Genomic DNA, 24,312 nt, shown 5'->3' on the forward strand with positions numbered 1-24,312 from the left:
CCCTGCCTAAACGTTTAAGAAATGGCGTTTATACCGCCGCGTAACCCGCTCTTTTTCCAAAACAATAAAAAAGTCAACGGTTTCGAACAGCTCATCGTATGCCGGATCTCCGCCTATTTCTGCGCCGAGCCATTGATAGCCCTTCATGAGCGGGGGAAGCTTGCGGAACACTTCTTTCTCATTACACTCGCCCTCTAATCGGGCCAGACCCGGTATGCGGTGCGTTGATAGCGGTTCAATGCCGTAACGATCCGTTATCACCTGTTTCTGAAGCAGCATCGTATAAATTAAATTCAAATCCTCCAAATTGCTCATATGCACGCTTGCGCAGCCAATTAGATGGGTATAATTTCTCTCGGTAATATAACCGGCAATTCCTTCCCAAAGAAGCTGAATCGCTTTTCCGCCGCGGTATTCCGGAGCAATGCAGCTGCGGCCTAATTCAAGCGTTTGTTTTTTATACTCGGCATACGCCGCTAGATTAAACTCGGTTTCCGAATAGAAGCCGATGCCGCTTAGGGCACGATCTCCTGGAAGCAATCGGTAAGTACCTACGACCTGATCGGTGTCCAGGTCTGTCACAATGAGATGATCGCAGTATGCATCATAGGCGTCTTTTTCAAGACCTTCCTCATTAAGCATTCGCATGTTTTTTTCTTCTTGGGCGAAAACCTGATACCTGAGTCGCATGGCCTGCTCAATTTCACGTGCGCTGCCTGCAAGCTTAACCATAAGTTTGGCCTGCTGCGGCGCTGTATTCAGAAGTGGTCCATTCATCTTCCTCACGCCTCTCCACTGGATTCTCTCACTTTCATGGTAGCAGAGGTTTATTATGGGGCCGTTTTCGTGTTGTTAAGCTTTTGTAATATTTTGAATATATAAAATAAAAAGGCTCTCGTCTGTAGGACGAAAGCCTTTTTTCGCTTATTGGAGCCAAAAATAAATGGGAATGAATAAAATGGATGTCATAATGCTGCAAAGCGCCATGGATAACCCTGCAAAAGCGCCCTGCTGTTCCGAATCCTTGACAACCTTAGCCGTACCTATCCCGTGAGCGGCCGTACCTAAAGCAATCCCGATCGAGATGTCATCCTTAATCTTCAACCAGTTTAAAAGCTGTGTGCCAAACATACTGCCGAACAGCCCCGTCATCGTCGTTAGAACAGCCGTTAATTCAGGAATCGCACCTAAGCGCGTGGCAATTTCAATTGAGATCGGTGAGCTAACCGACTTCGGCAGCATGCTGAGGATAATCGATTCGCTTCCGCCCAATAGTCCCACAATAGCTGCGCTTGACACGATGCCGGTAATTGAACCTGCCAAAACGCTAACCATAACCCGCTTTAAATTGGAACGGATCAAGGCTCTGTATTTATACAGCGGGACACCTAAAGCGACAGTTGCCGGTCCGAGCAGTAGTGTCAGCATATCCGCGCCCCGTTTAAAGTCATCAAATGGAATTCGAAAACCGACTAGAATTAGAATAATAAGTCCTGTGCAAACGAAAAGCGGATGCATAAACCGCCATCGCTGATAAAGAACATTGGCCAAAGCATAAATCAGAACACTAAGCGACAAGCCAAATAAAGGATGCTGCAGCATGCTACCCGCCATACTTTTCCCCTTCCTTGCCAAGCTTAGAGGAAATCCATCCTGTTGCGATAAGAACGACGGCTGTCGCACCGACAATTCCACCGCAGATGGCTACCAAATTCGCGCCTATAATAGGAAGAAACAGTAGAATTCCTACCGTATAAGGAATAAAAAAGAGCATCATATGCTTCGTCAGCATCATTGCCGCGTCTTCCACCCATTCCAGTTTGACGAGCTTAGCGAACAAAGCCGCAGTAAAGAGGATGAGCCCGATCACGTTGCCGGGTAACGGCAGGTGCAGGCCCATTTGGATCACATACCCTATGAAATTAAATCCTAGCAATATGGCAAAACCTAGCATGACTTCTCCTTTTCCGCTCAAACCAGCCTCATCCGGAGTCTTTATAAGCATTTCTTATTTCTCTTAACATAACATAAAAAATCGAGGACATAAAGATAGAAAGCAGTATTTCCGCCCCTGTAATCCCCATACCTTCACCTCAATTTTGATGCCTTTTTGGATAGTGTATGAAAAAGATCGGCGAAAATGACTGCCTGGAATTGAATATTATTTGTGACATTGTGGAATTGTATAGTAGGATCACCATCATATCGAAAAGGAGGGGAATCAATGCCATGGCAAAACCGGATAATCGGGAAAACAACCCGGCGCGTCTGCAAAATGCAATCGACCATACAAAAGCGAACTTGCGAGAAGCTGAAGATTATTTAGACGAACACGCCGAAGAAATAACTTCTGAAGATAGACAAAGCATTGAAGCCAAGAATCAACGTCGCAAACAAAGCATTAGCGGCTTCATAGAAGAAAAGAAAGACGAACAAAACCGATAAAAGGAAAAGGGGCTGCCTCGGAAGTAGAACATTCTACTTGTCATGAGACAGCCTCTTTCCTTCTTTCACCCTTTGCGCGGCACCTCAAAACTCCAGAAGTCCTTCGCAATATGACTGTTGCTGTGAATATGCTGCGCCTCTTGCAGCAATTCAAGCACAGCGTCTCCTTGATAGCGCGAGCTGATATGCGTCATAATCAAAGCATTTGCGCCCGCTTCCTGCGCGATCCGCGCCGCATCCGTCGATGTCGCATGATCGAAGGAATAGGCCAGCTCCTGCTTGTCCATGGCGAATGTCGCTTCATGAACGAGCACATCGGCGCCGCGCGCCAAAAGCTGGGCTCCGCTGCAGTAGCGGGTATCGCCGAGAATGACGACGATCCGTCCGGGAATCGGCGCGCCCAGGAAATCGGCGCCATGGAGCGTGCGCCCATCTTCAAGCTCAACCGTTTGCCCTTGCTTGAGCTTCCCATAGACCGGCCCGGCCGGGATGCCAAGCGCCGCAAGTTTATCCTGCATCAGTTTGCCGGGCTGATCTTTCTCAATGACCCGATAACCGAAGCACTCGATGCGATGTTCCAAACGAGCGGTCTCCACCAAGAAGGTTTCGTCTTCAAAGATAAGCCCTTCTTCCTCGATTTCCACAATATGCAGCGTATAGGTCAAATGTGCGCCGCTGACCTCCAGCGCCGTGTCCACGAACCGTTTAAGCCCCGGCGGCCCATACATCGTAAGCGGCGTATCACCGCCCAAATAAGAGCGGCTCGTTAACAATCCCGGCAATCCGTACAGATGATCGCCATGCAAATGTGTAATGAACAGCTTCTCGGTTCTTCCGAGTTTTACGGGAGAGTTCAAAATTTGCTGCTGAGTCCCTTCTCCACAGTCAAATAACCAATAAGTTCCGCGTTCATCCAGCAAGTTAAGCGCAATCGATGTCACATTGCGTTGTTTGGAAGGCATTCCTGCCCCCGTTCCCAAAAAATATAGTTCCACGTTCTAAACTCCAATCTATCTGAAAATCGCTGGTCGCAGCACGGAAAGCGAGGACACTGCCGAACATGGATGTTCGAGCAAGCTGCCTCGCTTTGCGCTTAGACCTTGTTAGCCTACGTTGAAATAACGTGCTTCTTTGTGAGCGAACACAATGGCCGAAACCGATGCTTCCGGCTCCATCATGAACGACTCCGTCAATTCGACGCCGATATCTTCAGGCTTCAGCAGGTTGAACAGCTTCGCCTGATCCTCGAGATTCGGACATGCCGGATAGCCGAAGGAGAAGCGTTGTCCAGTGTATTTCGCTCCGAATCGCTCTTGCATCGTCATATCCACACGATCCGCGATACCCCAAACATCCCGCATAATATGATGGATACGTTCCGCGAAACCTTCCGCCACTTCCAAGGCCGTCGCTTGAAGCGCGTGAGATTTCAAATAATCCCCGTTGTCGCGCCATTCCTTAGCCAACTCATTGATATTATGCCCTGCTGTTACAAGCAGGAAACCCACATAATCCATTTGACCGCTCTCCACGGACTTCAAATAGTCTGCAAGGCACAGATACGGCTCTTTGTCTTGGCGCGGGAACGTGAAAGTTTCCAGCACTTTGCTGTGATCCTGCGGATCGTAGACGATAACGTCGTTTCCGCTTGATTGTGCAGGGAAGAAGCGGTACATCCCGTGCGCTTTAATAATCCCGTTATTTTGAGCTGCATATAGAATCGAATCGACCGTATCCTTCAGCTGCAGCGCTTTCGTATCCTTATCGCCCAGCAGCTGCTCAACTTTCCCTTTCAAGCCGAGATGATGACCTAGCAGCATCTGCATGTTAACATAAGGCATGAGATGGCTGATCGGATAGTCCCTCATAATATGACGCTCCGTGTCCTGAGGCACTTGTACAGGCAAATCCTTGGACACAGCGGACGAGCTCACGCGAGTCAGCTGCGGCAGCTTCTCTTCCTTCTTCCCTGTATCCATCACATCGGATTCCAAGCTATCTCTCAGCTCTTGAATGAGTCGCTGCCGTTGTTCAGGATCGCTCAACCGGTTGGCTATATCCAAACCGTCCATCGCATCCTTCGCATAGAGCACCACACCTTCATATTCCGGCTGAATGCGTGTTTTGGTGAATTTGCGTGTCAGCGCGGCGCCACCGACGAGAATCGGCACATCTACGCCTGCCGTACGCAAATCCTGCGCGGTTACAACCATTTGCTGTGCGGATTTAACCAGCAGACCCGATAATCCGATCGCATCTGCCTTTTCTTTGCGATACGCTTCAATAATTTGCTCTGGCGGTACTTTAATCCCGAGGTTTACAATCTTATAACCGTTGTTCGAGAGAATAATTTCTACCAGATTTTTGCCGATATCGTGTACGTCGCCTTTTACGGTAGCCAGGATGATTTTGCCTTTGACGGCTGATTCCGACTTCTCCATAAATGGTTCCAAGAAACTAACCGAAGCTTTCATCACCTCGGCGCTTTGCAGAACTTCGGCCACGATCAATTCATTGTTGTTGAAGAGACGGCCAACTTCCTCCATCCCCTTCATCAGCGGCCCATTAATGACTTCAAGCGGCGAATAGGTTTGCAAGGCAATTTCCAAATCCGGAATCAGCCCTTCTTTCGTCCCTTCAACCACATAAGAGCCGAGTCTTTCTTCCAGAGACAGATTCGAAATCTTCTCTTTCTTCTCGACTTTCTTCTCGCGGAAATGAGCGACGAAGTTTGCTAACGTCTCGTCATTCGTATTGTAGATCAATTCCTCGGCCAGTTGACGCTCTTCCTCCGAAATCGAGGCATAACGCTCCAGCTTCTCTGTATTCACGATTGCGTAATCGAGACCCGCTTTCGTACAATGGTACAAATAAACCGAGTTCAACACTTCGCGGCCGGCATCCGGCAAGCCGAAGGAAATATTGCTTAAGCCAAGAATCGTCTTCGCTCTCGGATATTTCTCTTTAATCAATTTAATCCCTTCAATCGTTTCCACGGCGGAACCGATGTACTGCGGATCGCCTGAACCTACAGGGAACATGTTCGGATCAAAAATGATATCCTCAGGATTCATCCCGTATTTCTCAGTAAGCAGCTCATACGCGCGCGTTGCCACTTCAATCTTCGCTTCACGCGAGACAGCCTGCCCGCGCTCGTCAATGAGAATACAAACAACGGCTGCCCCATATCTATGGATGAGCGGCAAAATCCCTGCGAATTTCGTCTCGCCATCCTCCAAGTTAATGGAGTTGATAATGGCTTTGCCTTGCGAATACTTGAGGCCAAGCTCAATAATGTGGTCATAGGTCGAGTCGATCATCAAAGGCACTTTCACCTTTTTGACGACCTGCTGCATGAACTCTTCTATTGCATAAGCTTCATCAATGTCTGTATCCTGCAAATTGATATCGATGACGTGAGCACCGTTCTTCACTTGATTACGGGCGATTTCGGAGCCTTCTTCAAATTTGCCCTCTTTAATCAGGCGTTTGAATTTACGCGAACCCGAAATATTCGTACGTTCCCCGACCATGATCGGCCGGTTTTCAGGCTCGATAAATAACGTTTCAATGCCTGAAACTGCGGGTAAATGAGTACCGTATTCCGTTCTTGGCTTAAACTGGCTCAGCGTCTCGGCCATGGCACGAATGTGATCAGGCGTCGTTCCACAGCAGCCACCGGCAATATTCAGCCAGCCCTGCTCGGCAAATCCGGCCATTTTCTTCGCCAATGATTCCGGCGATTCATGATAATGTCCGTTCTCGTCAGGCAATCCGGCATTCGGATAACAACTGATCGCCGTTTCCGCAATGTCCGATAGCGTCCGAATATGATCCCTCATAAATTCCGGACCTGTCGCACAGTTCAATCCCATCGAGATCGGCTTCAGATGTTCGAGTGAAATATAGAACGATTCAATATTCTGACCCGCTAAGGTTGTTCCCATCGGTTCAATCGTGCCCGAAATCATAATTGGCAGCTCAAAGCCCAACGTCTCAAAAGCTCTGCGAATACCGATGCTTCCTGCCTTTACATTCAACGTATCTTGGGAAGTTTCTAAAAGGATGGCATCTACCCCTGCTTCGCACAAAGCTAAAGCTTGCTGGTAATAGCTCTCTTCCAGCTGATCGAACGTAACGCCGCCCGTTACTGACAATGTTTTGGTCGTTGGTCCCATCGCACCTACGACATAACGCGGCCACTCCGGCGTTGAATATTTATTTGCAGCTTCAATAGCCAGCTTGGCTGCTGCAAGATTCAGTTCACGGTGACGATCTTGTAAATCGTATTCGGCAAGAACGACACTTGTTGTACCAAATGTATTCGTTTCTATCATATCCGCGCCTGCGGCGAAATAAGCTTCATGAATCTTACGGATCACATCCGGGCGTGTTACGCATAAAATTTCATTACAGCCGTCTAAATCATCGCCTCCGAAATCATCAGCGGTTAAGTTCTCCTGCTGAATCATCGTACCCATGGCGCCATCGAGAATCATGATTTTTTTCTTTAGCTGCTCTTGAATCGGTGGTTTGGACATGAAATGACTCCCTTTCGACTTATCCTAAAGCGATAGAAAATAAAAAATCGACAAATTATGTTAAGATTTAGTGTAACAGAATACGGCTTCTATGAAAAGAATATGAATTATAATAAATACCTATCGGTTTTATCGGATAAATTTATGTTACCTCATCGACAGCTCACCTGATTTACACTATAATACAAGTATATTTACTTAGAAAGAGGGATGCTCCATGGCGCAAATTAGAATTCGCAACACCAACGAACGAATCGAAGGCGAAGAACAAGTCAAAGCCTTCTTGGATAGCCAAGCTGTCGTTTATGAACACTGGGATGCCAATAAGCTTCCTGAAGCCCTTCGTGAGAAATTCGTGCTTAGCGATGAAGAGAAAGCGGAAATCATAAGCACTTATGAGCCGGAAATCCGTGATTTAGCCGCAAGACGCGGTTATGAAATTTGGGATGTTATTTCCCTTTCCGACGCTACGCCGAACATCGAAGAGCTGCTCAAGAAGTTTGAGCAAGTTCATACGCACACTGAAGATGAAATTCGTGCCATCGTTTCAGGTAAAGGCATTTTCATCATTAAATCCGAAGAAATCGGCTATTTCGATGTTGAGCTTGAGCCGGGCGATGTGATCTCCGTTCCTGAGAACACGAACCACTTCTTTACATTGATGGACAATCGCCAAATCGTTGCCGTTCGTCTTTTTATCGAAAAAGATGGATGGGTTGCTTATAACGTAGATGACCCTGCATTCATTAAAGCTTAATCAATCCTTTTAGACAAAAGCCCAACAGCGCTGGACGAATCGTCCTGTCAGCCGTTGGGCTTTTCATTATGCCGTATTAAGCATTTGCGATAATCGGTAAAATTTCTTGCAAGCGAGATACTTCGAAGGCTGGGACAATCTCGTCTCCGCTTTGCAGCCCATGATGATTGATCCAAATATTGCGCATGCCTACACGTCCGGAACCAAGAATATCCGTCGTTAATTTATCGCCGATCATGATTCCTTCTTCCGCCTGAATGCCCAACAGCGCTAAAGCATGATGGAAAATTGAAACATCCGGCTTGCCTACGCCAAATTCACCTGAAATGACAATATGATCAAAGTAGGAAGAGATAGCTGGAACGCCGGCTAACTTTTCTTTTTGCAGATCTGGCGAGCCGTTCGTTAGAAGGAGCAGCTTGTAGCTTCCTTTCAAAGTATCGAGAACACGGAACGTTTCCTCATACACGAAAGGACGCTTGCGGCGTTCTGCAGGAAAAAGCTCTCCGAGCTTATAGCCTAGCTCCGGATCTTCGATCCCGAGTGAACGAAGCCCGCGAGTCCACGATTCTGTTCGATAGCCAGGTGCCAACTTCTCCAGCTTGCGAAAATTCTCATCTTCACCTTGCGTAAAATTGGCCCAAAGTCCTTCAAACGGGTTAATGCCAATCATTTTCGTAAACGCAAACGTTTCATAAGATTCGTATAAAGCACGAGCTTCCTTACGAACAGCTGCTTCCAGCTCTTCTGGATTCACTGCCGCGTGTTTGGCTGCTTCCGCACAAGTCGCTTCAAAAGCTTCCTGCACACTACGGTCATCCCAAAGCAGCGTATCGTCCAAATCAAAAAGTACAGCCTTCAACGTCATCATTCATTTCCCCTTTGAATGTTGTCTCTATGTGAAATCGCAATTACTCTTCGTCCGTAAACTTGATGGAATCAAGTTGAACTTTAAGATTGCCACGGAAAGCCTCAATATATTTTTTTCGCAGTTCGTTGCGTTCATCGATTTCCTTATCCGTTAAACCAACGGTTTTCGCTTTGCGAGCAAGCTCGTTGATACGCTCGATGTTCTTCTCCATACTGTCACTCATAATGATCCTCCAGTTCAAAAATTCAATATGAGTATTACTTTGCCATCCCTCTAGTAGAATGTCAAGAAAACAGCAAAAAGAGACATAGGATCTTCCCCCAGCCTCTCTTCGTCTCTGTGTCTATGTTATTCAGTCATGTTGGCTGAAGTTTATGGGAGTAATAGAACTTGTCCTTCTTGTAGGGAACTAGTTGTCAAATGATTCTTCTTCTTCACCTTATCCATATAAGAACGAATGCTGTCTCCATCCTTCTTATGCTCTGCTGCAATGTCCCACAGCGTATCGCCTGCTTGAATGACGACTTGTTCTTGAACGGCGGCCTTAGAAACCGTTGGAGCAGCTGCATTGTTGTTTGTCGGAGAAGATGAAGCCGCATAAGCCTGCACCATGGCTCCAAATGAGAACACCGTTCCCAATATTGCGGCTATAAATAGGAAACGAATGAAAGCTTTCGTATATCGTTTATTTGATGTCATCCCTTTGGATGCGGCCGTAGTTCTATGAGGTGTGCTTGAATTGTTAGTGTGTGAGTAAGCCATGTACATGAGTAATCATCCCCCAAACATTTGTTCTGTTTTTAGAATAACACGAACATATGTTTGAGTCAATGCAAATCTCGAACTTATGTTTGTACGAACTCGGGTTCTATGTTATACTTTGGGTAATGATTCCCAGTATTGGAGTGATAACTATTGAGTAAGATTTCGCAGCGTCAACAAGCTATTTTGGAATACATTAAGAACGAAGTGAAAGATAAGGGTTACCCGCCTTCCGTACGCGAAATCGGCGAGGCCGTTGGACTAGCCTCCAGTTCAACCGTTCACGGGCATTTGGAACGTCTTGAGAAAAAAGGATTAATTCGTCGAGATCCTACAAAGCCTCGTGCCATCGAGATTTTAGGTTTGGACGGTGCTGAAACTCATTTCGCTGTCTCCGTTGCGCGCGTTCCGCTCGTAGGTAAAGTAACCGCTGGGGTGCCGATCACGGCAACAGAGAACATTGAAGACTACTTCCCTCTTCCGGTCAGCATGGTAGGAGATAACAACGTGTTTATGCTGAGCGTTATGGGCGACAGTATGATCGAAGCCGGTATTCATAATGGAGATTATGTCATCGTCAAGCAGCAGCAAACTGCGAACAACGGAGACATCGTTGTCGCGATGACGGAAGACGATGAAGCAACGGTCAAACGTTTCTATAAAGAAAAGGACCACATTCGTCTGCAGCCGGAAAACTCAGCATTAAAGCCGCTCTTATTGAAAAACGTCACCATTCTTGGCCGTGTCATCGGATTGTTCCGGGATATGTAACAGGTATGCATAAAGCACCGAAAGGACTTTGTCCTTCGGTGCTTTTTTAGCTTCTATTGTGCGGAGTGAGTTGTGCGTGCTCGGGAGACGGCTTCTTTAACGGCAGATAGTGGTACGCGGTGCTAAGGAGGGAGAACAGTGATCCGCTATTTTGGTGAAAACCAGGGATTTGATTGTTGGGAGGGAACTACTGACCTCTATTTTGCTGTTGTCGGCGGAAATGCAGGTCCCGGAGGCAAATAAGCCCCTGTAGTTCCGCTCATAGTGAGAAACAGGCAAAACGGGCACAAATAAAGCCTTGTAGTTCCCAAAACAACAATTTGTCTCAATAAGTACGTTATAGCAACATTTGCAAGCCATCATACGTTAATCTAAAAAAAGCCATCACACGGAGGTTATCCAATTGAAACTACACTTGGTCATATTTCTTGTTATTTCAGTGCTGTTAACCGCATGCAAGTCCAACGAACAGCCGCCTGCATTAACGAGCAAGAAACTGTATGAGCTTTATCCCGGTGATCTTACGAAAGTGGATACTATCGAAATCCGCAGCGGCTCCACCGGTGAGCTCAAAACATTTACGGAACGAGACCAGATTCAGCCTTGGATCCAAAACGTTCGAGATATCACCTTCGTGCCCGATCCGAATCAAGAAGGCCGGGTAGGATTTCTCTATAACGTTTCATTTTCCGAAAACAAACAGGTCAAGTTAAGCTTTTCTACGAACAGCAGCGGCGGTCATTACTATTTGTACAATGAAGATTTAAAAAACAGCTTTCAAACTTTATTTGATAGCAAATAGCACATAGCAGTTAAGTTTAAGCTAAAATGCTAACGCCCAATTGCCTCCACCGAAAATAGGCTCAGTAGAACCATCTTGCAGAACGCCGTCAATCTCAAGATCGGCAGTCCCAATCATGAAATCAACATGAATCAGACTCGTGTTCCCGCCATGCGCTTTCAGCACTTCGCTGTTCATAGTGGCCCCATCTTTGATATTAATCGGATAGCAACTGCCTAAAGCCAAATGACAGGATGCATTCTCATCGATGCCCGTGTTATAAAAAATACGATTCATATTAGAGATCGGCGAATCATATGGAACAAGCGCAACTTCACCCAAGAAACGAGCACCTTCGTCCATATCCAATAACCGAGCCAAATGTTCATAACCGACTTCCGCCTTATACTCCACCACTTTTCCATCCTCGAATCTGAAGGAAAACCGATCAACTAACGCTCCATTGATATTGAGCGGCATCGTGCTGGATACTGTTCCGTGAACACCCGTCCGTTTCGGCATGGTAAAAACTTCCTCAGTCGGCATATTGGCAACGAATCGAATCCCGCTTGCATTCGCTTTATCTCCGCCGAGCCAAATATGGCCTTCTGGCAGCTCCACACGCAAATCGGTCCCCGCAGCGCGGTATTGAAGAGCGAAATATTGTTTCTCGTTCAACACTTTGCGGATACGCTTCAACTGCTCAATATGAGCTCGCCATGCGCTCACCGGGTCATTGTCATACACGCGATTGAACCGGAAAATAGCGTCCCACATCGCATCCACCCGCTCTTCTTCAGGAAGATCCGCATAAACTTTGGAAGCCCATGCGGCGGTCGGCGCTTTAATCAAGCACCAACTGAATGTGCTTGTTCTTACGTATTGTTGGTACTTTGAACGAGCAGTCGCCATGGCCTTAGATGCTCTTGAGATGATGCTCGCATCAATTCCGGCATACAAGTCCGGGTCAGGAACTTTAATGTTCAACAAGGCTCCGCCATTCTCAACAAAACGTTCCAGCATATCGGTGTACCACACGGGATAATAGTCAAGAGCGTCGTCATGGGCTGACTCCAACCGAGTGCGCGTTATGACGTCATCCTGCCAATTGACCTGCACATAGTTAGCCCCGGCCTCATAGGCTTTTTTAACGATGAGTCTCGTCAAATCCAAACATTCCATTGGCGACTCAATCATTAGGTCCTGACCTTTGGTCAAATTAACTCCGATTTTCACTACTAATTCAGCATATTTTTCCAAGTTCGTTATGAAGTTGTCCATTCGCTGTCTTCTCCTTCGCATGAAAAAGCCCATCAGTTCAGGCAACTCCTGGCCACTGACGGGCTTTCGTATCTAGTTGTTTAAACGCTGCAGATTCTCTTAATACAGGGAGAGATACTGATCACTTTCCCATTGGTGAACTTGTGTGGGTTCAAGTACTATAGTTCCATAATATAATAATATGCTACTAAATACCAGCAAATAAACGCCTAGCCCATTTTTGTATTTCATGTTGATTTCTATAATGTAAAATATTTTGGGGCATTTTAGGTGCAATTATGGGGGCGCTCAGTGAAACCCAAAGGGTTAAGTCACTGTTCTGTAATGTCCATTTTAGACGTTAATCGCAAATAAGCGGACTTCTTCATCTGTACCCTCATATCGGATCATGCTTTCAAAACGCATCCCTAGTTTTTCTAATAGTTTGGCCGAAGCATGATTATCTTCAGTGGTAATAGCCACAATGCGTTTTAACGCTAAAACGGATTGCGCATAACTCATCACTGCGGAAGCAGCCTCAAAGGCGTATCCTTTTCCCCAGAACTTAGGAAGAAAAGCAAATCCAACATCTACATCTTCTAAGAAATCTCTTTTTACCAATCCACAGATGCCGATCGGAATGCCTCCATCCTTCAACTCTGTCAAATAAAACCCGAAGCCCAAACGGGCATACATTTTTAGAGCTCCGTTTAAAATATAGTCCCGCGCGTCATCGATGGTTCTCACGCCTCTATCGCCTATGTACTGGATCCAAGAAGGATCGTTCAATAGTTCAAGGATAAAACTCGCATCCTCAATGGATTGTTGACGAAGAATCAGCCGTTCTGTTTCTAGTACTTTCAAGGTAACTGCCCCCAAACGCTTAAATAGGATATGTATAATCATAACAAAAAAAGCGACTCCGTAACCCAAGAACACACTTTCTTTGCTGCTTGGCGGCAGCCTATTATAAGGTGTTATTGAGCCATAGTATCCGTCCCTCAATGAATACCGTTTTCATGTCTGGGATAACCGATATCAACCTAATCTCGAATCTTTTTGAATTACCTTTTTCTATTAATTCTTTCCATCGACCTATAATACTCGTCTGGATCATTTTGTTTAGATCCTTCAATAAAGTTAAGTATTTTTAAAAAAGCTAAACCTGCAAATATTAAAATAAATGGAATCATATAAATCGAAAAGCCAAAGACGATCGTATATACAACAATTAATACCACTATCAATAATATTACCCAAAACCACTTTTTCACAGGAACCCCCCACCTTGAAACAACTTCAGTAACTTTTTGAACTACGTAATAGGATGTTGATTACAAAGGAATCATTAAGCTGTATTACTATCCTATAATACCATATTTAGGAAAGATCCGTTTCTAAAATTTATCACAAATATTGTGATCAATGTATCAAAAAAAGCATGAACTATGGTTTTCCGAAAGTGCGTATCAAAACATCTTCCCTGAGGACGCAAAAAAGAAAAACCCCCAACGCTTAGAGCGCCGAGGGCTTCATCGATTAATACAGGGACAAATACTGATCTCTTTCCCATTGGTGAACTTGTGTACGATACATATCCCACTCGATTTCTTTAAGCTCATAGAAGTGAGATAATGCGTGTTCCCCAAGTGTGTCACAAATTACTTCATCACGCAGCAGCTCGTCCAATGCGTTCTTCAAATTCAGAGGCAAGCTTGGAATGCCTTGGCTTTCTCTTTCCTCGTCCGTCATCACATAAATGTTGCGATCGGTCGGAGGAGGCAGCTGCATTTTGTTCTTAATGCCATCCAGCCCGGCAGCAAGCATGACAGCAAGTGCCAAATACGGATTCGCAGCCGGATCCGGGTTGCGCACTTCTACACGCGTGCTTAAGCCGCGGGAAGCCGGAATGCGGATCATCGGACTGCGGTTGCTCGCGGACCATGCCACATAGCAGGGCGCTTCATAACCGGGAACGAGACGTTTATAGGAGTTAACGGTAGGGTTCGTAATCGCCGCAAAAGAACGTGCATGGCGAAGCACACCTGCCATATATTGTCTGGCAACATTACTTAAACCTAACTTATCGCTTTCGTCATAAAATGCATTGACATCGCCTTTGAACAAGGATTGATGACAGTGCATACCGGAACCGTTCATGCCGAACAAAGGCTTAGGCATGAAGGACGCATGCAAACCATGCTGTCTGGCAACGGTTTTGACAACGAGCTTGAACGTTTGGATTTGGTCAGCCGCTTTAATCGCATCTGCGTATTTAAAGTCGATCTCATGCTGACCAGGAGCCACTTCGTGATGGGAAGCTTCGATTTCAAAGCCCATTTCTTCGAGCGTCAACACGATATCACGGCGGCAGTTTTCGCCAAGATCCATCGGCGCCAAATCAAAATATCCGCCTTGATCGTTAAGCTCCGTCGTCGGATTGCCTTTCTCGTCGGTTTTGAACAAGAAAAACTCCGGCTCAGGACCTACGTTCATTGCCGTATAACCCATCTCTTCCGCTTGTTTCAAAGCATTTTTCAAGATGGCGCGCGGATCCCCAGGGAATGGGCGGCCATCCGGCAGGTAGATATCGCAGATCAAGCGGGCAACTTTGCTTTCTGTTACCCACGGGAAAATGACCCACGTATCCAAATCAGGATACAGGTACATGTCTGACTCTTCAATACGGACATAGCCTTCGATCGAAGAACCATCGAACATCATTTTATTGTCCAACGCTTTTTCAAGCTGGCTGAACGGAATTTCCACGTTTTTGATGCTTCCCATCAAATCAGTAAACTGCAAGCGAATGAAACGAACATTTTCTTCTTTTGCAATACGTAAAATATCTTCTTTGGTATAGTGTTTGTTGTCTGTCACGTTCATTCTCCTCTCATTTTTCAAGCGCTTACGAAATGTTATTTATAGAACCGAGTGAGTTGTCCTTGGATGAGGGAAGGCTGATCAGGACGCTTACCCCCGCCGATCAACTGCTGCTTAAGCATTTTGTGCAATTGCGTGTCGGTCAATTCTTTACGTTTAACTTCCGTATGCTCGTTCAAAATCGTAGCATCTTCCGAATCTTTATCGACTGGGATGAGCACCTGCTTAATCCCCGCGATGTTCACACCTTTTTCAATTAAATCTTTAATTTCAAGAAGTCGTTCAACATCATTAAAGGAGTAGAGTCGTTGATTACCGCCTGTTCTGGCTGGAATAATAAGCTCGTGCTGCTCGTAATATCGAATTTGTCTCGCGGTTAAATCCGTCAGCTTCATGACGATTCCGATGGGGAATAACGCCATATTTCTACGTATTTCATCACTCATGCTAATCACTCCTGCAAAGTTAAGTACCTCACCCCTATTGTACCTTTGTAACAAAAACGTGTCAAGGTGTGTAAGGTTTGTTCACAGTCTTAATTTTCAAAGCAATTCCTTTTCTACCATATGTTGGATCGCCGTGAGCACACCTAACTTGCAGTGTGAATAGGTGAGCCCGCCCTGCATGTACGCGATGTACGGCTCCCGAATCGGAGCATCGGCGGACAGCTCCAGGCTGCCGCCTTGAATGAATGTCCCGGCCGCCATAATAACGGGATGCTCGTAGCCGGGCATATCCCACGGCTCCGGCACAACGTGCGCATCCACGGCAGCAGCCTTCTGGATGCCCTGCACGAACGTGATCAAATGATCCGCGGACGTAAAGCGGATCGCTTGAATCAAGTCCGTCCGCTGAGCGTCCCAACGCGGATGGCTCTCAAAGCCCAGCTGTTCGAACACGGCCGACGCGAACACAGAGCCCTTGACCGCTTGCCCGACCAAATGCGGGGCAAGGAACAGCCCTTGAAACATGGCGCGCGTCGCACCGAGCATGGCCCCGACTTCGCCCCCAATGCCGGGGGCGGTCAATCGGTAGGCGGCGAGCTCTACGAGGTCCTGCCGCCCTGCGATGTAACCGCCGGATGGGGCAATGCCGCCGCCGGGATTTTTGATCAGCGAGCCGGCCATCAGATCGACGCCGACCTGCGTCGGCTCTTGCAGCTCGGTGAACTCGCCATAGCAATTATCGACAAAAACGATAAGTTTAGGGTTTATTTCTTTGACGAATCGGACCATCTCGCCGATTTGCTCGACGGTGAACGACGGCCGCCACGAGTAGCCGCGCGAGCGTTGAATGCCGATCACCTTCGTGTTCGGCTGAATGGCCGCAGCGATCGCAGGCCAGTCCGGCGCGCCTTCTTCCGTCAAGGCAACTTCGCTGTAGCCAATGCCGAAGTCCTGCAGCGAGCCTGTGCCGTCGCCGGGTTTGCCTATCACCTTGTGCAAGGTGTCGTAAGGTTTCCCTGTGATGTAAAGCAGATGCTCGCCAGGCCGAAGCACACCGAACAAGGCCGTCCCGATCGTATGCGTACCGGACACAAAATGCGGCCGAACAAGCGCAGCCTCCGCTCCCATCGCATCGGCATACACAAGATCGAGCACCTCTCTGCCGCGATCATTGTATCCGTAGCCTGTCGAAGTGGCGAAATGATAATCACTGACTTTATGTTTCTGAAAAGCGCTAATCACTTTCCATTGATTAAGATCGATTGTTTTCTCAATATGACGAAAAGCGCTTTCGGCTTGGCGCTCTGCGCTTTCCATCAATGACATGACTTTATCCCCGAATTGCATAATTAATAAATCTCTCCCTCGCTGTCATGAACCTCTTGCTGCGCCTGCTGGTCGTAAGCGACCAACTGATAGGCCACTTTCACATAATCATCTTTGTTGACACGGACTTTGAACAACATATCCTCGCCGTCTACATCCGTCTCAAGCACATCGCCGATCCGGTACATCAAAGAGATGACGTCTCCTTTGTCGGCCGGAATGCGGAACTCCTTACTCTCGCCCATGAGCCTTTCTTGAATGGCGATTCTTAGACGCTCCAAGTCATCCGTGTTAAAAGCGCTGATCTTCAGAAATTCGCCTTCCGTCGTCAGCATTTCCCGCTCTTCCTGTGAACAAGCATCGATTTTGTTGAAAATCGTAAGCTGTTCCTTCTGATGGGCGCCCAGTTCTTCCAATACTTCACCAACGACGCGCATTTGCTCGTTACGCATATCCGTTGAACTGTCGACAACGTGCAAAATAAGATCCGCCTCATTGGCTTCTTCCAAAGTCGCCCGGAATGATGCAACGAGATCATGCGGCAAGTTTTGAATGAATCCTACGGTATCCGTCAGCACAATTTCCTTGCCGCTCGGTAGTTCCATCGTACGCGAGGTCGGATCTAAAGTAGCGAAAAGCTGATTCTCAATATAGACGTCCGCTTGCGTCAATTGTTTCAATAATGTTGACTTCCCGGCGTTCGTATAGCCGACCAGAGCAACTTGGAACACACCGGTTTTCTTCCGGCGCTCCCGGTGCAAGGTGCGGTGCCGAACGACTTCTTCAAGCTGCGCCTTCAGCTCGTCTATGCGTCCGCGGATATGCCGGCGGTCTGTCTCCAGCTTGGACTCCCCCGGTCCTCTCGTTCCGATACCGCCGCCAAGTCTGGAGAGGTTTTTCCCCTGACCGGAAAGTCTCGGAAGCAAATAGCTCAGCTGTGCCAGCTCGACTTGGATAATACCTTCACGTGTTTTGGCACGCTGCGCGAAAATATCCAGAATCAGCTGTGTGCGGTCAATAATCTTGACGTCGAGCGCCGCTTCCAGGTTGCGGACTTGAGCCCCCGACAGCTCTTGATCGAAAATCGCCGTGTTTCCGCCCAGCTCCTCCAGTCTTGCCTTCAGCTCTTCGACTTTTCCTTTGCCGATGAACCATTTGGTGTCCTTCGTCTCTTTATTTTGCGTCATCGTTTCCAAAACCTGCACACCGGCAGTTTCGGCCAGCTTCACTAATTCCTGCAGCGAATACTCGGCTATCGCTTCATTGCGTTTCTGCTTCTGTGTGACCAGACTAACAAGCACAGCGCGGTCATCGATCTCTTTTTCAACCATATGTGAAGTTGTTTTCATTTAATATCGTCTCCTTTGTCTCGCAGTTTCACGATTGAAATCCCTCTCAAATCAACGGATTCCTTCATCATTGTGTAGGAAATGCTTGGGAAAGTCAATTTGCCGGGCAGGAAAATTCAATTATAACAAAGCTGGTAGGGAATTGAATATGGGGCTCCATCCGTTTCTTGAAATCGCTTATGCTATGCTACGGACACAGCGGCCGTTATCTCCTCATAAAAGATGATATCTTTCTGGGACGGACACCAGAGCCCCTTATTAGCCGATTTTGCGACGAAAGCAGTCCCCTAGTGAGCCAATAACAGCACTTATGTCCGTTACATGCTCGAAGAGATCCTTTTCCATCCAATAAGGTCTCCTCTGTCCATTCGTGAGGACAAATGCGCTAACGCCGTTACAACTGCTCGACCGGATAGCAAACAGTCTTCCAAGGCTTTTCGTCATTGGCCAAGGTAAGCTAATTGCCGAATACCTGGGATTGGAGGGGAAAGACGGTCTCTGCAAATAAAAAACGACTTAACTTATAGGAAGTTAAATCGTTTTACACGTTCATTTAAATTTAAGATCTTCAGGCCGTATGGACATTAACTCCGATTTGGAAGGAGCATTCACATATTGGCTAAGCAATCTCACCGCTTGATGCCTCATCGCCTTCTCCAAAATATTGCGGACATACCTCGCATTGCTGAAAGCCCGCCATGTGGCGGCTTTTTCGTCAGTTAAATGCTGCTTCAGCTTCATTATCGATTGCGGCATGAGCACATATTCACGTTCCTTAGCCATAAGCTCCGTAATTTGGATCAATTGTTCAATCGGATAATCCTCAAAATCAATTTGAATCGGGAACCGCGAAGGAAGCCCGGGATTCGTTGCAAGGAATTGCTCCATTTCGTCACTGTAACCGGCAAGAATCAGTATGAAGTCATTTTTCTTATCTTCCATCCCTTTCACAAGCGCATCGATCGACTCCTTGCCGAAATCTTTATCCCCGCCTCGCGCCAAGCTGTAAGCTTCATCGATAAATAGGATGCCGCCCATCGCTTTTTTCATTAATTCCCTTGTTTTCAGCGCCGTATGCCCGATATATTCACCTACGAGATCCGCGCGTTCCACTTCAATAAAATGCCCCTTGCTCAGCACACCCATCGCGTGAAACATTCGCCCCATGAGCCGGGCTACCGTCGTTTTCCCCGTTCCGGGGCTCCCTTTGAAGATCATATGGTACACATGCGCATTGCTGCTTAAACCGGCTTCAGCGCGAAATTGCGAAATTTGAAGGAGCGCGTAAATTTCATGCACCAATTCTTTGACATTATCAAGGCCTATCAATTGATTCAACTCTTTGAAAATATCCGACAGCGGACCCTCAAGCGGTGTCCTTTTCCCGGTTTGCTGCGGTTCTGCCTCGGGCAGCGGCGAAGCATGAATCTGGTCGCCGGCGCCGTCAACTGCGCGCCGATGCTCTGGCTGCCGCAAGACGATGTTGATCTGTCTGGATGGCAAGCTCCGACCACTCATGAGGATCACCTCGTTTACAAGTTGGTTTCGATGGATGGTATCTATCCATCCTACGCTCGTTCCTTGCATTTTAGACCGATCGCAGAAGCTCGCGCGAACAGAAAGGGCTTCCGAACCATGTCCGGAAGCCCCTTTACTTTATTTTGCCCCTGCGCCGTAGGCTTGGGTGATCGTGTAATGCTCTACCACCGGAAACGGGTCGTAGAAGTGATGCAGCAATTTGCGCCATTCCTGATACTCGGCTGAACCCCGGAATCCTTCTGTATGGTCCTCAAGGGTCTCCCATTGCACAAGGAGCAAATACTTATTGCCATCCTCCATGCAGGTTTGCAGCTCATGCGAAATGTATCCTTTCATCGACGAAATGATGGATGACGCTTGGCGAAAAGCGGCTTGGAACGCTTCATTTTTACCTGCAATGACAGGGAGAACGGCTACTTCCAATATCATACTAATCCCTCCGAATGAAATTAATGTTAGAAACCGAATGCATCATCATCTTCAAAATGAGACGTATCCGCGTGAAGCCGGATGTGCGGCTCGTTATTTACGATTTCTACTAAACTTAGGCAGGTAGGTTGAAAATAAGGCGGGTTCCACAGCTCCGAAAGGGCCCTCTTCTCAAAATGGGCCATAATCACTTTCAACGTAACCGTATGTGAAACAAGAGCAATAGTTTGACCCTCATGGGCGGCAAGCATCCGTTCGAGTGCCGGCAGTACACGTGCCTGGAGATCTGAATAAGACTCCCCTTTCACAGATTGATACTGCTCTGGGTTGCGCCAGAAGGCATGAAAGTTGTCCGGCTCCAGCTCCTCTATTTCACCCGAAATACGCCCTTCCCAGGCGCCTAAATTCATCTCCCGCCACTCGTCAGAGGCTTGGATGGCAAGATCGCGATCACCTTTAATGATGTTGGCGGTCTGTAAGGTCCTTCCGCTGCTGCTTGCGTATAATGCTTCGAACGGAACCTCCTTCAAAGCATAAGACAACCATAGAGCTTGCTGCTCGCCCAAGGACGACAGCGGTGAATCCATATGCCCTTGCATGCGGCGCTCCACGTTCCAAAGCGTTTCTCCATGCCGGATTAAATAAAGCTTAGTCATTGGCCCAATCTCCCCTCCTCTTGCAAGTAATGTCCTATGTTAACATCAGTAAAGCAACGAAGGAATCCATATCCAAAGAGCCGAAATAACGACGAAGTTCAACGTCCGCCAGCCGTTCTCGAATGACAGACTCTTCATAGCGGGAGCCTCGAAGCACGTCCTCCAATTCAGCGACATCACCGGCTCCAAAGAAATCCCCATAGATTTTCAAATCCTGAATATGCCCTTCTTCAATCGATAAACGAACATCCAGCTTCCCAACACCTTCGAAACGTTTGGAGTTTTGTACGGAGCTTTTAGGCGATTTGCCATAGTTCCAGTCCCAATTCGCATAACGCTCTTCGGAAATCTGACGGATAAGGTGCCAATCCTCTTCTGTGAGCTTGTACGCTGGCACGTCGGCGGCATTCATTCTAAAAATAGAGGAAAGAAGCTTCAAACGGAAATCCGCTATCGTCAGCGATTCGTTCAGAAATTCAACAATGTTAGCGACTCTGCTGCGAATCGATTTGATGCCTTTGGACTGAATTTTGTCCGGGCTAACCTTGAGCGCAGAGACGACATGTTCAATTTCAGAATTGAATAAAAGGGTGCCGTGACTGAACATCCGCCCCTTCGTTGCAAACTGCGCATTGCCGGATATTTTGCGCTCGCCCACTTGAATATCGTTTCGCCCTGTTAAAGCGGCCTCCACCCCAAGCTGGTGAAGGGCTTCTACCACGGGCTCCGTAAACTTTTGAAAATTGTGAAACGAGTTGCCGTCATCCTTGGTAATGAAGCTAAAATTCAGGTTGCCTAAATCATGATAGACCGCTCCGCCTCCGGAAAGTCTTCTTACGACGTGCAGCTTGTGTTCTTTCACATATTCCGGGTTGATTTCTTCCAGCGTGTTTTGATTCTTGCCGATAATAATCGACGGTTCGTTTATATAAAAAAGCAAATAGCTTTCATGGTCAGGAAGATGCCTTAACGCATACTCCTCTATCGCCAAGTTTATTCGCGGATCCGTAATTCCCTCGTTATCTATGAATAGCATGATCAAGCTCCTTCAGTCAGTAAGTTAAATCGTTCGTCATGGTTCTATTGAGTGTTACCATCCCTAAAGCTTGGTAGAAAGCGATAGCTCCTTCATTAAACTCCCAAACGTTAAGCTCGAGCGAGGAAGCACGACGTTTCCGTGCCCATTCTAAGGAGGCCATATAGAGAGCCTTTCCTATGCCTTGGCGCTGAAAGTCCGGCGATACGGCCAACTCGTTCAAATATGCGAATGTGCGAGGCACGAGCGCTTCATACGAAGGGCTTTTCTTCATTTCCAGCATTGCCACGCCAACTGCATGTCCGTCTTTGTCAGCGACCAATATCGCTTTATTCTGCTGGTCGGAAAAGCTGCGATACCAGCCCATCGCAACGACCCTGTCCAATCTAGCAAAACGCTCAGGTAAAGCTGCCGCATGTTCCTCTTGCCCGTATCGAATGATGGCATTCACAGCCTCATAATCTTCAGACCGTGCATGGCGTATGGTGAAATCCAAATCCAAGTCCAAGTCCAACCACTCCTGCAACCAATTTGCGGTTTCATTCCGTTGTTTTATAGCTTACCGCAAAGAACAAACTTTTTCCACTTTTATGATTGTATTTTTATGCATATTTTCGTATACTTATTAATAATATTTCCTGTGATCCGAAAGGAGTTTATGCAAAATGAACGATTCACTCACCTTTAATAAGGCTATCGATGCGCTAGCAGCCGACATTTGGCCTGCCGAAATAACTGCATGCCTCGATAATTGGCAGCTGCGGGCCACCCGCGGTGTCACCAAACGCGCAAATAGCGTGCTCGCGATCGGCGAGGTTCCCCAGAATGCTGACTGGCTGCCGCTTATCGAGCGATTTTATGCCGACAATGGCTTGCCCGCCATTTTCCATATTAGCGAGGCCTCGCCGCCAGGGCTGGATGCGTTGCTGGATTCGCACGGATATGCGCTGGGCACCCCTTCTCTCGTGATGATCGCGAACTCTCAGGATACCGCCGCCGCCGCATTACAAAAGCTGGTGAGACGGGACGTTGCTGCCCTTAAGGCAGAATGGGTTACCGAAGCGGATGAAGAATGGCTGGACGCCTTTCTCAGGCTGGAATCGTATCATCAGGAACTCAAAGAAAGTTACAAAGGCATCTGCGAGCGGATTTCCGAGGCCAAAGGATTTGTAAAAATACGGAAGGACTCACACATCATCGCCGTTGGCACGGCTGTCGTTCAAGGCGAATGGGCCGGATTTCTCAATGTCGTTGTGAGCGAAGCGGAGCGCGGTCAAGGGGTGGGCTATTATTTGATGCAAGCCCTCACAGCTTGGAGTATGGTGCATGGTGCCGCTCAGCAGTATTTGCAAGTCGTCGCCTCCAATACAGCCGCCGTTTCGTTATACGAAAAGCTCGGCTATCAAACTAAATATGGCTATCATTACCGGATTAAGTATGATTTGCGCCCGGTTGCATCATCCTAACAAAGAATTTTGTTTAGGATGAAAGGAGCCTGATTTCATGGCTACAGCTACAGAAAAGAAACCCGTTTTCCCGCCACAGCACCAAAACCAGCAGCCTGGCATTGAGTCGCAGATGAACCCGCGGCCTGAATTTGACAACACGGCCTACAAACCGGCCGGCAAACTGAAGGATAAGGTCGCGCTAATAACCGGAGGCGACAGCGGCATAGGCCGCGCGATCGCACTCGCCTATGCCAAAGAGGGCGCGGATGTCGTCATCGTCTATTTGAATGAGCACGGCGACGCGGAAGAAACAAAGCGGCACGTCGAGCAGGCTGGACGTAAATGTCTGCATGTCGCAGGCGATATCGGCGACGAGAGCTTCTGCAAGAAGATCGTCGGTCAGGTTGTTCAACAATTCGGGAAGCTCGATATTCTCGTGAACAACGCCGCCGAGCAGCATCCGCAGATGAGCATTGAGCAAATTACGTCAGAGCAGCTGGAAAGAACATTTCGCACCAATATTTTTTCACTTTTCCATTTAACCAAAGCAGCCCTTCCCCATTTGAAATCCGGCAGCGCGATTATTAACACAGCCTCCATTACGGCTTATCACGGGCATGAGCAGCTCATCGACTACTCTGCTACAAAAGGCGCGATCGTCTCTTTCACACGCTCCCTTTCCCTGCAGCTCAATGCCAAAGGCATTCGCGTGAACGCCGTCGCTCCAGGCCCCATCTGGACGCCGCTGATTCCTTCTACCTTCAAGGAGCAGGAAGTGGCCACATTCGGCTCAACGACGCCGATGAAGCGCGCTGGGCAGCCAAGTGAGCTGGCGGCCAGCTATGTCTTCCTGGCCAGCGAGGATTCATCCTATATGGCGGGTCAAGTGCTGCATGTGAATGGCGGCACGATCGTTAACGGATAAACGGCATAACAATCGAGTAGGCCCATGCGCATTTGCATGGGCCTCTCACAGATCCGGACATGCGGGTCATCGCATCCGGCTCCTCCA

At 47.6% G+C, this 24,312-nt stretch carries 26 protein-coding genes; 6 read left to right on the plus strand and 20 right to left on the minus strand.

All coding sequences use genetic code 11. The annotated features are described in order from the left end of the window. Positions 1 to 6: 6 nt before the first annotated feature. The 3 genes from AC3WRW_RS09245 to AC3WRW_RS09255 form a co-directional block, all read right to left on the minus strand. Positions 7 to 777, minus strand: coding sequence for a GNAT family N-acetyltransferase (locus AC3WRW_RS09245; RefSeq protein WP_492546042.1), 771 nt, complete (start codon positions 775 to 777; stop codon positions 7 to 9). Between the two features lie 147 nt (positions 778 to 924). Continuing rightward, positions 925 to 1,614 (minus strand): LrgB family protein, encoded by a 690-nt coding sequence (locus AC3WRW_RS09250; RefSeq protein WP_492546043.1) that lies wholly within the window; start codon positions 1,612 to 1,614, stop codon positions 925 to 927. Then, positions 1,604 to 2,005 (minus strand): CidA/LrgA family protein, encoded by a 402-nt coding sequence (locus tag AC3WRW_RS09255; RefSeq protein ID WP_492546044.1) that lies wholly within the window; start codon positions 2,003 to 2,005, stop codon positions 1,604 to 1,606. The genes AC3WRW_RS09250 and AC3WRW_RS09255 overlap by 11 nt, the downstream gene beginning before the upstream one ends. 224 nt (positions 2,006 to 2,229) lie before the next feature. On the opposite strand from AC3WRW_RS09255, the gene tlp reads away from it, so the two are divergent. Then, positions 2,230 to 2,445 carry a small acid-soluble spore protein Tlp gene (tlp, locus tag AC3WRW_RS09260; protein WP_492546045.1) on the plus strand — a complete coding sequence of 72 codons (216 nt, stop codon included), beginning with the start codon at positions 2,230 to 2,232 and terminating at the stop codon, positions 2,443 to 2,445. A gap of 65 nt (positions 2,446 to 2,510) precedes the next feature. On the opposite strand, the gene rnz is transcribed toward tlp, so the two are convergent. Both rnz and metH read right to left on the minus strand, forming a co-directional pair. After that, positions 2,511 to 3,440 (minus strand): ribonuclease Z, encoded by a 930-nt coding sequence (gene rnz / locus AC3WRW_RS09265; RefSeq protein ID WP_492546046.1) that lies wholly within the window; start codon positions 3,438 to 3,440, stop codon positions 2,511 to 2,513. A gap of 108 nt (positions 3,441 to 3,548) precedes the next feature. Further along, positions 3,549 to 6,986, minus strand: a complete 3,438-nt coding sequence (gene metH / locus AC3WRW_RS09270; protein WP_492546047.1) for a methionine synthase — start codon at positions 6,984 to 6,986, stop codon at positions 3,549 to 3,551. Positions 6,987 to 7,203: 217 nt separating this feature from the next. Between metH and AC3WRW_RS09275 the strand changes: the two genes are divergently transcribed. Then, positions 7,204 to 7,743, plus strand: a complete 540-nt coding sequence (locus AC3WRW_RS09275) for a 1,2-dihydroxy-3-keto-5-methylthiopentene dioxygenase (RefSeq protein WP_492546048.1) — start codon at positions 7,204 to 7,206, stop codon at positions 7,741 to 7,743. A gap of 76 nt (positions 7,744 to 7,819) precedes the next feature. Here the strand turns inward: AC3WRW_RS09275 and AC3WRW_RS09280 are convergent, their stop codons facing one another. The 3 genes from AC3WRW_RS09280 to AC3WRW_RS09290 form a co-directional block, all read right to left on the minus strand. Beyond that, positions 7,820 to 8,611 (minus strand): HAD family hydrolase, encoded by a 792-nt coding sequence (locus AC3WRW_RS09280; protein ID WP_492546070.1) that lies wholly within the window; start codon positions 8,609 to 8,611, stop codon positions 7,820 to 7,822. 43 nt (positions 8,612 to 8,654) lie between these two features. Continuing rightward, a complete protein-coding gene (locus AC3WRW_RS09285) occupies positions 8,655 to 8,837 on the minus strand; it encodes a DUF896 domain-containing protein (protein ID WP_492546049.1) in 183 nt (60 codons plus the stop codon). Positions 8,838 to 8,986: 149 nt separating this feature from the next. Then, positions 8,987 to 9,313: a LysM peptidoglycan-binding domain-containing protein gene (locus AC3WRW_RS09290; RefSeq protein WP_492546050.1), complete on the minus strand. Its 327-nt coding sequence runs from the start codon at positions 9,311 to 9,313 to the stop codon at positions 8,987 to 8,989. 216 nt (positions 9,314 to 9,529) lie between these two features. On the opposite strand from AC3WRW_RS09290, the gene lexA reads away from it, so the two are divergent. Continuing rightward, complete coding sequence (gene lexA / locus AC3WRW_RS09295) at positions 9,530 to 10,147, plus strand: transcriptional repressor LexA (RefSeq protein WP_492546051.1); 618 nt, start codon at positions 9,530 to 9,532, stop codon at positions 10,145 to 10,147. 403 nt (positions 10,148 to 10,550) lie between these two features. Then, positions 10,551 to 10,949 carry a hypothetical protein gene (locus AC3WRW_RS09300; protein WP_492546052.1) on the plus strand — a complete coding sequence of 133 codons (399 nt, stop codon included), beginning with the start codon at positions 10,551 to 10,553 and terminating at the stop codon, positions 10,947 to 10,949. Between the two features lie 21 nt (positions 10,950 to 10,970). Here the strand turns inward: AC3WRW_RS09300 and AC3WRW_RS09305 are convergent, their stop codons facing one another. The 12 genes from AC3WRW_RS09305 to AC3WRW_RS09360 form a co-directional block, all read right to left on the minus strand. After that, on the minus strand, positions 10,971 to 12,209 hold the full coding sequence (locus AC3WRW_RS09305; protein WP_492546053.1) for an aminopeptidase: 1,239 nt from the start codon (positions 12,207 to 12,209) through the stop codon (positions 10,971 to 10,973). Positions 12,210 to 12,542: 333 nt separating this feature from the next. Then, entirely contained in the window at positions 12,543 to 13,052 is a 510-nt protein-coding gene (locus AC3WRW_RS09310) for a GNAT family N-acetyltransferase (RefSeq protein WP_492546054.1), read from the minus strand. A gap of 200 nt (positions 13,053 to 13,252) precedes the next feature. After that, positions 13,253 to 13,462 carry a hypothetical protein gene (locus AC3WRW_RS09315; protein ID WP_492546055.1) on the minus strand — a complete coding sequence of 70 codons (210 nt, stop codon included), beginning with the start codon at positions 13,460 to 13,462 and terminating at the stop codon, positions 13,253 to 13,255. A 265-nt stretch (positions 13,463 to 13,727) separates the two neighbouring features. Further along, positions 13,728 to 15,068 (minus strand): type I glutamate--ammonia ligase, encoded by a 1,341-nt coding sequence (glnA, locus tag AC3WRW_RS09320; protein WP_492546056.1) that lies wholly within the window; start codon positions 15,066 to 15,068, stop codon positions 13,728 to 13,730. Positions 15,069 to 15,106: 38 nt separating this feature from the next. Next, positions 15,107 to 15,517, minus strand: a complete 411-nt coding sequence (locus tag AC3WRW_RS09325; RefSeq protein WP_492546057.1) for a MerR family transcriptional regulator — start codon at positions 15,515 to 15,517, stop codon at positions 15,107 to 15,109. Positions 15,518 to 15,613: 96 nt separating this feature from the next. Then, positions 15,614 to 16,834: a methionine gamma-lyase family protein gene (locus AC3WRW_RS09330; RefSeq protein ID WP_492546071.1), complete on the minus strand. Its 1,221-nt coding sequence runs from the start codon at positions 16,832 to 16,834 to the stop codon at positions 15,614 to 15,616. 32 nt (positions 16,835 to 16,866) lie between these two features. Then, positions 16,867 to 18,192, minus strand: coding sequence for a GTPase HflX (gene hflX / locus AC3WRW_RS09335; RefSeq protein ID WP_492546058.1), 1,326 nt, complete (start codon positions 18,190 to 18,192; stop codon positions 16,867 to 16,869). Positions 18,193 to 18,741: 549 nt separating this feature from the next. Continuing rightward, positions 18,742 to 19,710, minus strand: a complete 969-nt coding sequence (locus AC3WRW_RS09340) for an AAA family ATPase (protein WP_492546059.1) — start codon at positions 19,708 to 19,710, stop codon at positions 18,742 to 18,744. Positions 19,711 to 19,848: 138 nt separating this feature from the next. After that, positions 19,849 to 20,160, minus strand: a complete 312-nt coding sequence (locus AC3WRW_RS09345; RefSeq protein ID WP_492546060.1) for an antibiotic biosynthesis monooxygenase family protein — start codon at positions 20,158 to 20,160, stop codon at positions 19,849 to 19,851. Between the two features lie 26 nt (positions 20,161 to 20,186). Continuing rightward, a complete protein-coding gene (locus tag AC3WRW_RS09350; RefSeq protein ID WP_492546061.1) occupies positions 20,187 to 20,816 on the minus strand; it encodes a histidine phosphatase family protein in 630 nt (209 codons plus the stop codon). Between the two features lie 34 nt (positions 20,817 to 20,850). Continuing rightward, positions 20,851 to 21,852 (minus strand): lipoate--protein ligase, encoded by a 1,002-nt coding sequence (gene lplA / locus AC3WRW_RS09355; protein ID WP_492546062.1) that lies wholly within the window; start codon positions 21,850 to 21,852, stop codon positions 20,851 to 20,853. 16 nt (positions 21,853 to 21,868) lie between these two features. After that, the gene (locus AC3WRW_RS09360; protein WP_492546063.1) at positions 21,869 to 22,360 is read right to left on the minus strand and encodes a GNAT family N-acetyltransferase; all 492 of its coding nucleotides are present in this window, start codon (positions 22,358 to 22,360) and stop codon (positions 21,869 to 21,871) included. 157 nt (positions 22,361 to 22,517) lie between these two features. On the opposite strand from AC3WRW_RS09360, the gene AC3WRW_RS09365 reads away from it, so the two are divergent. Beyond that, positions 22,518 to 23,318, plus strand: a complete 801-nt coding sequence (locus AC3WRW_RS09365) for a GNAT family N-acetyltransferase (RefSeq protein WP_492546064.1) — start codon at positions 22,518 to 22,520, stop codon at positions 23,316 to 23,318. A 37-nt stretch (positions 23,319 to 23,355) separates the two neighbouring features. Continuing rightward, positions 23,356 to 24,225 carry an SDR family oxidoreductase gene (locus AC3WRW_RS09370; protein ID WP_492546065.1) on the plus strand — a complete coding sequence of 290 codons (870 nt, stop codon included), beginning with the start codon at positions 23,356 to 23,358 and terminating at the stop codon, positions 24,223 to 24,225. Positions 24,226 to 24,312 lie beyond the last annotated feature (87 nt).

It is taken from the genome of Paenibacillus sp. FW126-R14 (genome assembly GCF_058789495.1).

Bases quoted from the DNA above. Each gene is read 5' to 3' on its own strand.
- AC3WRW_RS09245 (WP_492546042.1), bottom strand. From the start codon at position 777: ATGAATGGACCACTTCTGAATACAGCGCCGCAGCAGGCCAAACTTATG.
- AC3WRW_RS09250 (WP_492546043.1), bottom strand. From the start codon at position 1,614: ATGGCGGGTAGCATGCTGCAGCATCCTTTATTTGGCTTGTCGCTTAGT.
- AC3WRW_RS09255 (WP_492546044.1), bottom strand. From the start codon at position 2,005: ATGCTTATAAAGACTCCGGATGAGGCTGGTTTGAGCGGAAAAGGAGAA.
- tlp (WP_492546045.1), top strand. From the start codon at position 2,230: ATGGCAAAACCGGATAATCGGGAAAACAACCCGGCGCGTCTGCAAAAT.
- metH (WP_492546047.1), bottom strand. From the start codon at position 6,986: ATGTCCAAACCACCGATTCAAGAGCAGCTAAAGAAAAAAATCATGATT.
- AC3WRW_RS09275 (WP_492546048.1), top strand. From the start codon at position 7,204: ATGGCGCAAATTAGAATTCGCAACACCAACGAACGAATCGAAGGCGAA.
- AC3WRW_RS09280 (WP_492546070.1), bottom strand. From the start codon at position 8,611: ATGACGTTGAAGGCTGTACTTTTTGATTTGGACGATACGCTGCTTTGG.
- AC3WRW_RS09285 (WP_492546049.1), bottom strand. From the start codon at position 8,837: ATGAGTGACAGTATGGAGAAGAACATCGAGCGTATCAACGAGCTTGCT.
- AC3WRW_RS09290 (WP_492546050.1), bottom strand. From the start codon at position 9,313: ATGACATCAAATAAACGATATACGAAAGCTTTCATTCGTTTCCTATTT.
- AC3WRW_RS09305 (WP_492546053.1), bottom strand. From the start codon at position 12,209: ATGGACAACTTCATAACGAACTTGGAAAAATATGCTGAATTAGTAGTG.
- AC3WRW_RS09325 (WP_492546057.1), bottom strand. From the start codon at position 15,517: ATGAGTGATGAAATACGTAGAAATATGGCGTTATTCCCCATCGGAATC.
- AC3WRW_RS09330 (WP_492546071.1), bottom strand. From the start codon at position 16,834: ATGGAAAGCGCAGAGCGCCAAGCCGAAAGCGCTTTTCGTCATATTGAG.
- hflX (WP_492546058.1), bottom strand. From the start codon at position 18,192: ATGAAAACAACTTCACATATGGTTGAAAAAGAGATCGATGACCGCGCT.
- AC3WRW_RS09340 (WP_492546059.1), bottom strand. From the start codon at position 19,710: ATGAGTGGTCGGAGCTTGCCATCCAGACAGATCAACATCGTCTTGCGG.
- AC3WRW_RS09345 (WP_492546060.1), bottom strand. From the start codon at position 20,160: ATGATATTGGAAGTAGCCGTTCTCCCTGTCATTGCAGGTAAAAATGAA.
- AC3WRW_RS09350 (WP_492546061.1), bottom strand. From the start codon at position 20,816: ATGACTAAGCTTTATTTAATCCGGCATGGAGAAACGCTTTGGAACGTG.
- lplA (WP_492546062.1), bottom strand. From the start codon at position 21,852: ATGCTATTCATAGATAACGAGGGAATTACGGATCCGCGAATAAACTTG.
- AC3WRW_RS09365 (WP_492546064.1), top strand. From the start codon at position 22,518: ATGAACGATTCACTCACCTTTAATAAGGCTATCGATGCGCTAGCAGCC.
- AC3WRW_RS09370 (WP_492546065.1), top strand. From the start codon at position 23,356: ATGGCTACAGCTACAGAAAAGAAACCCGTTTTCCCGCCACAGCACCAA.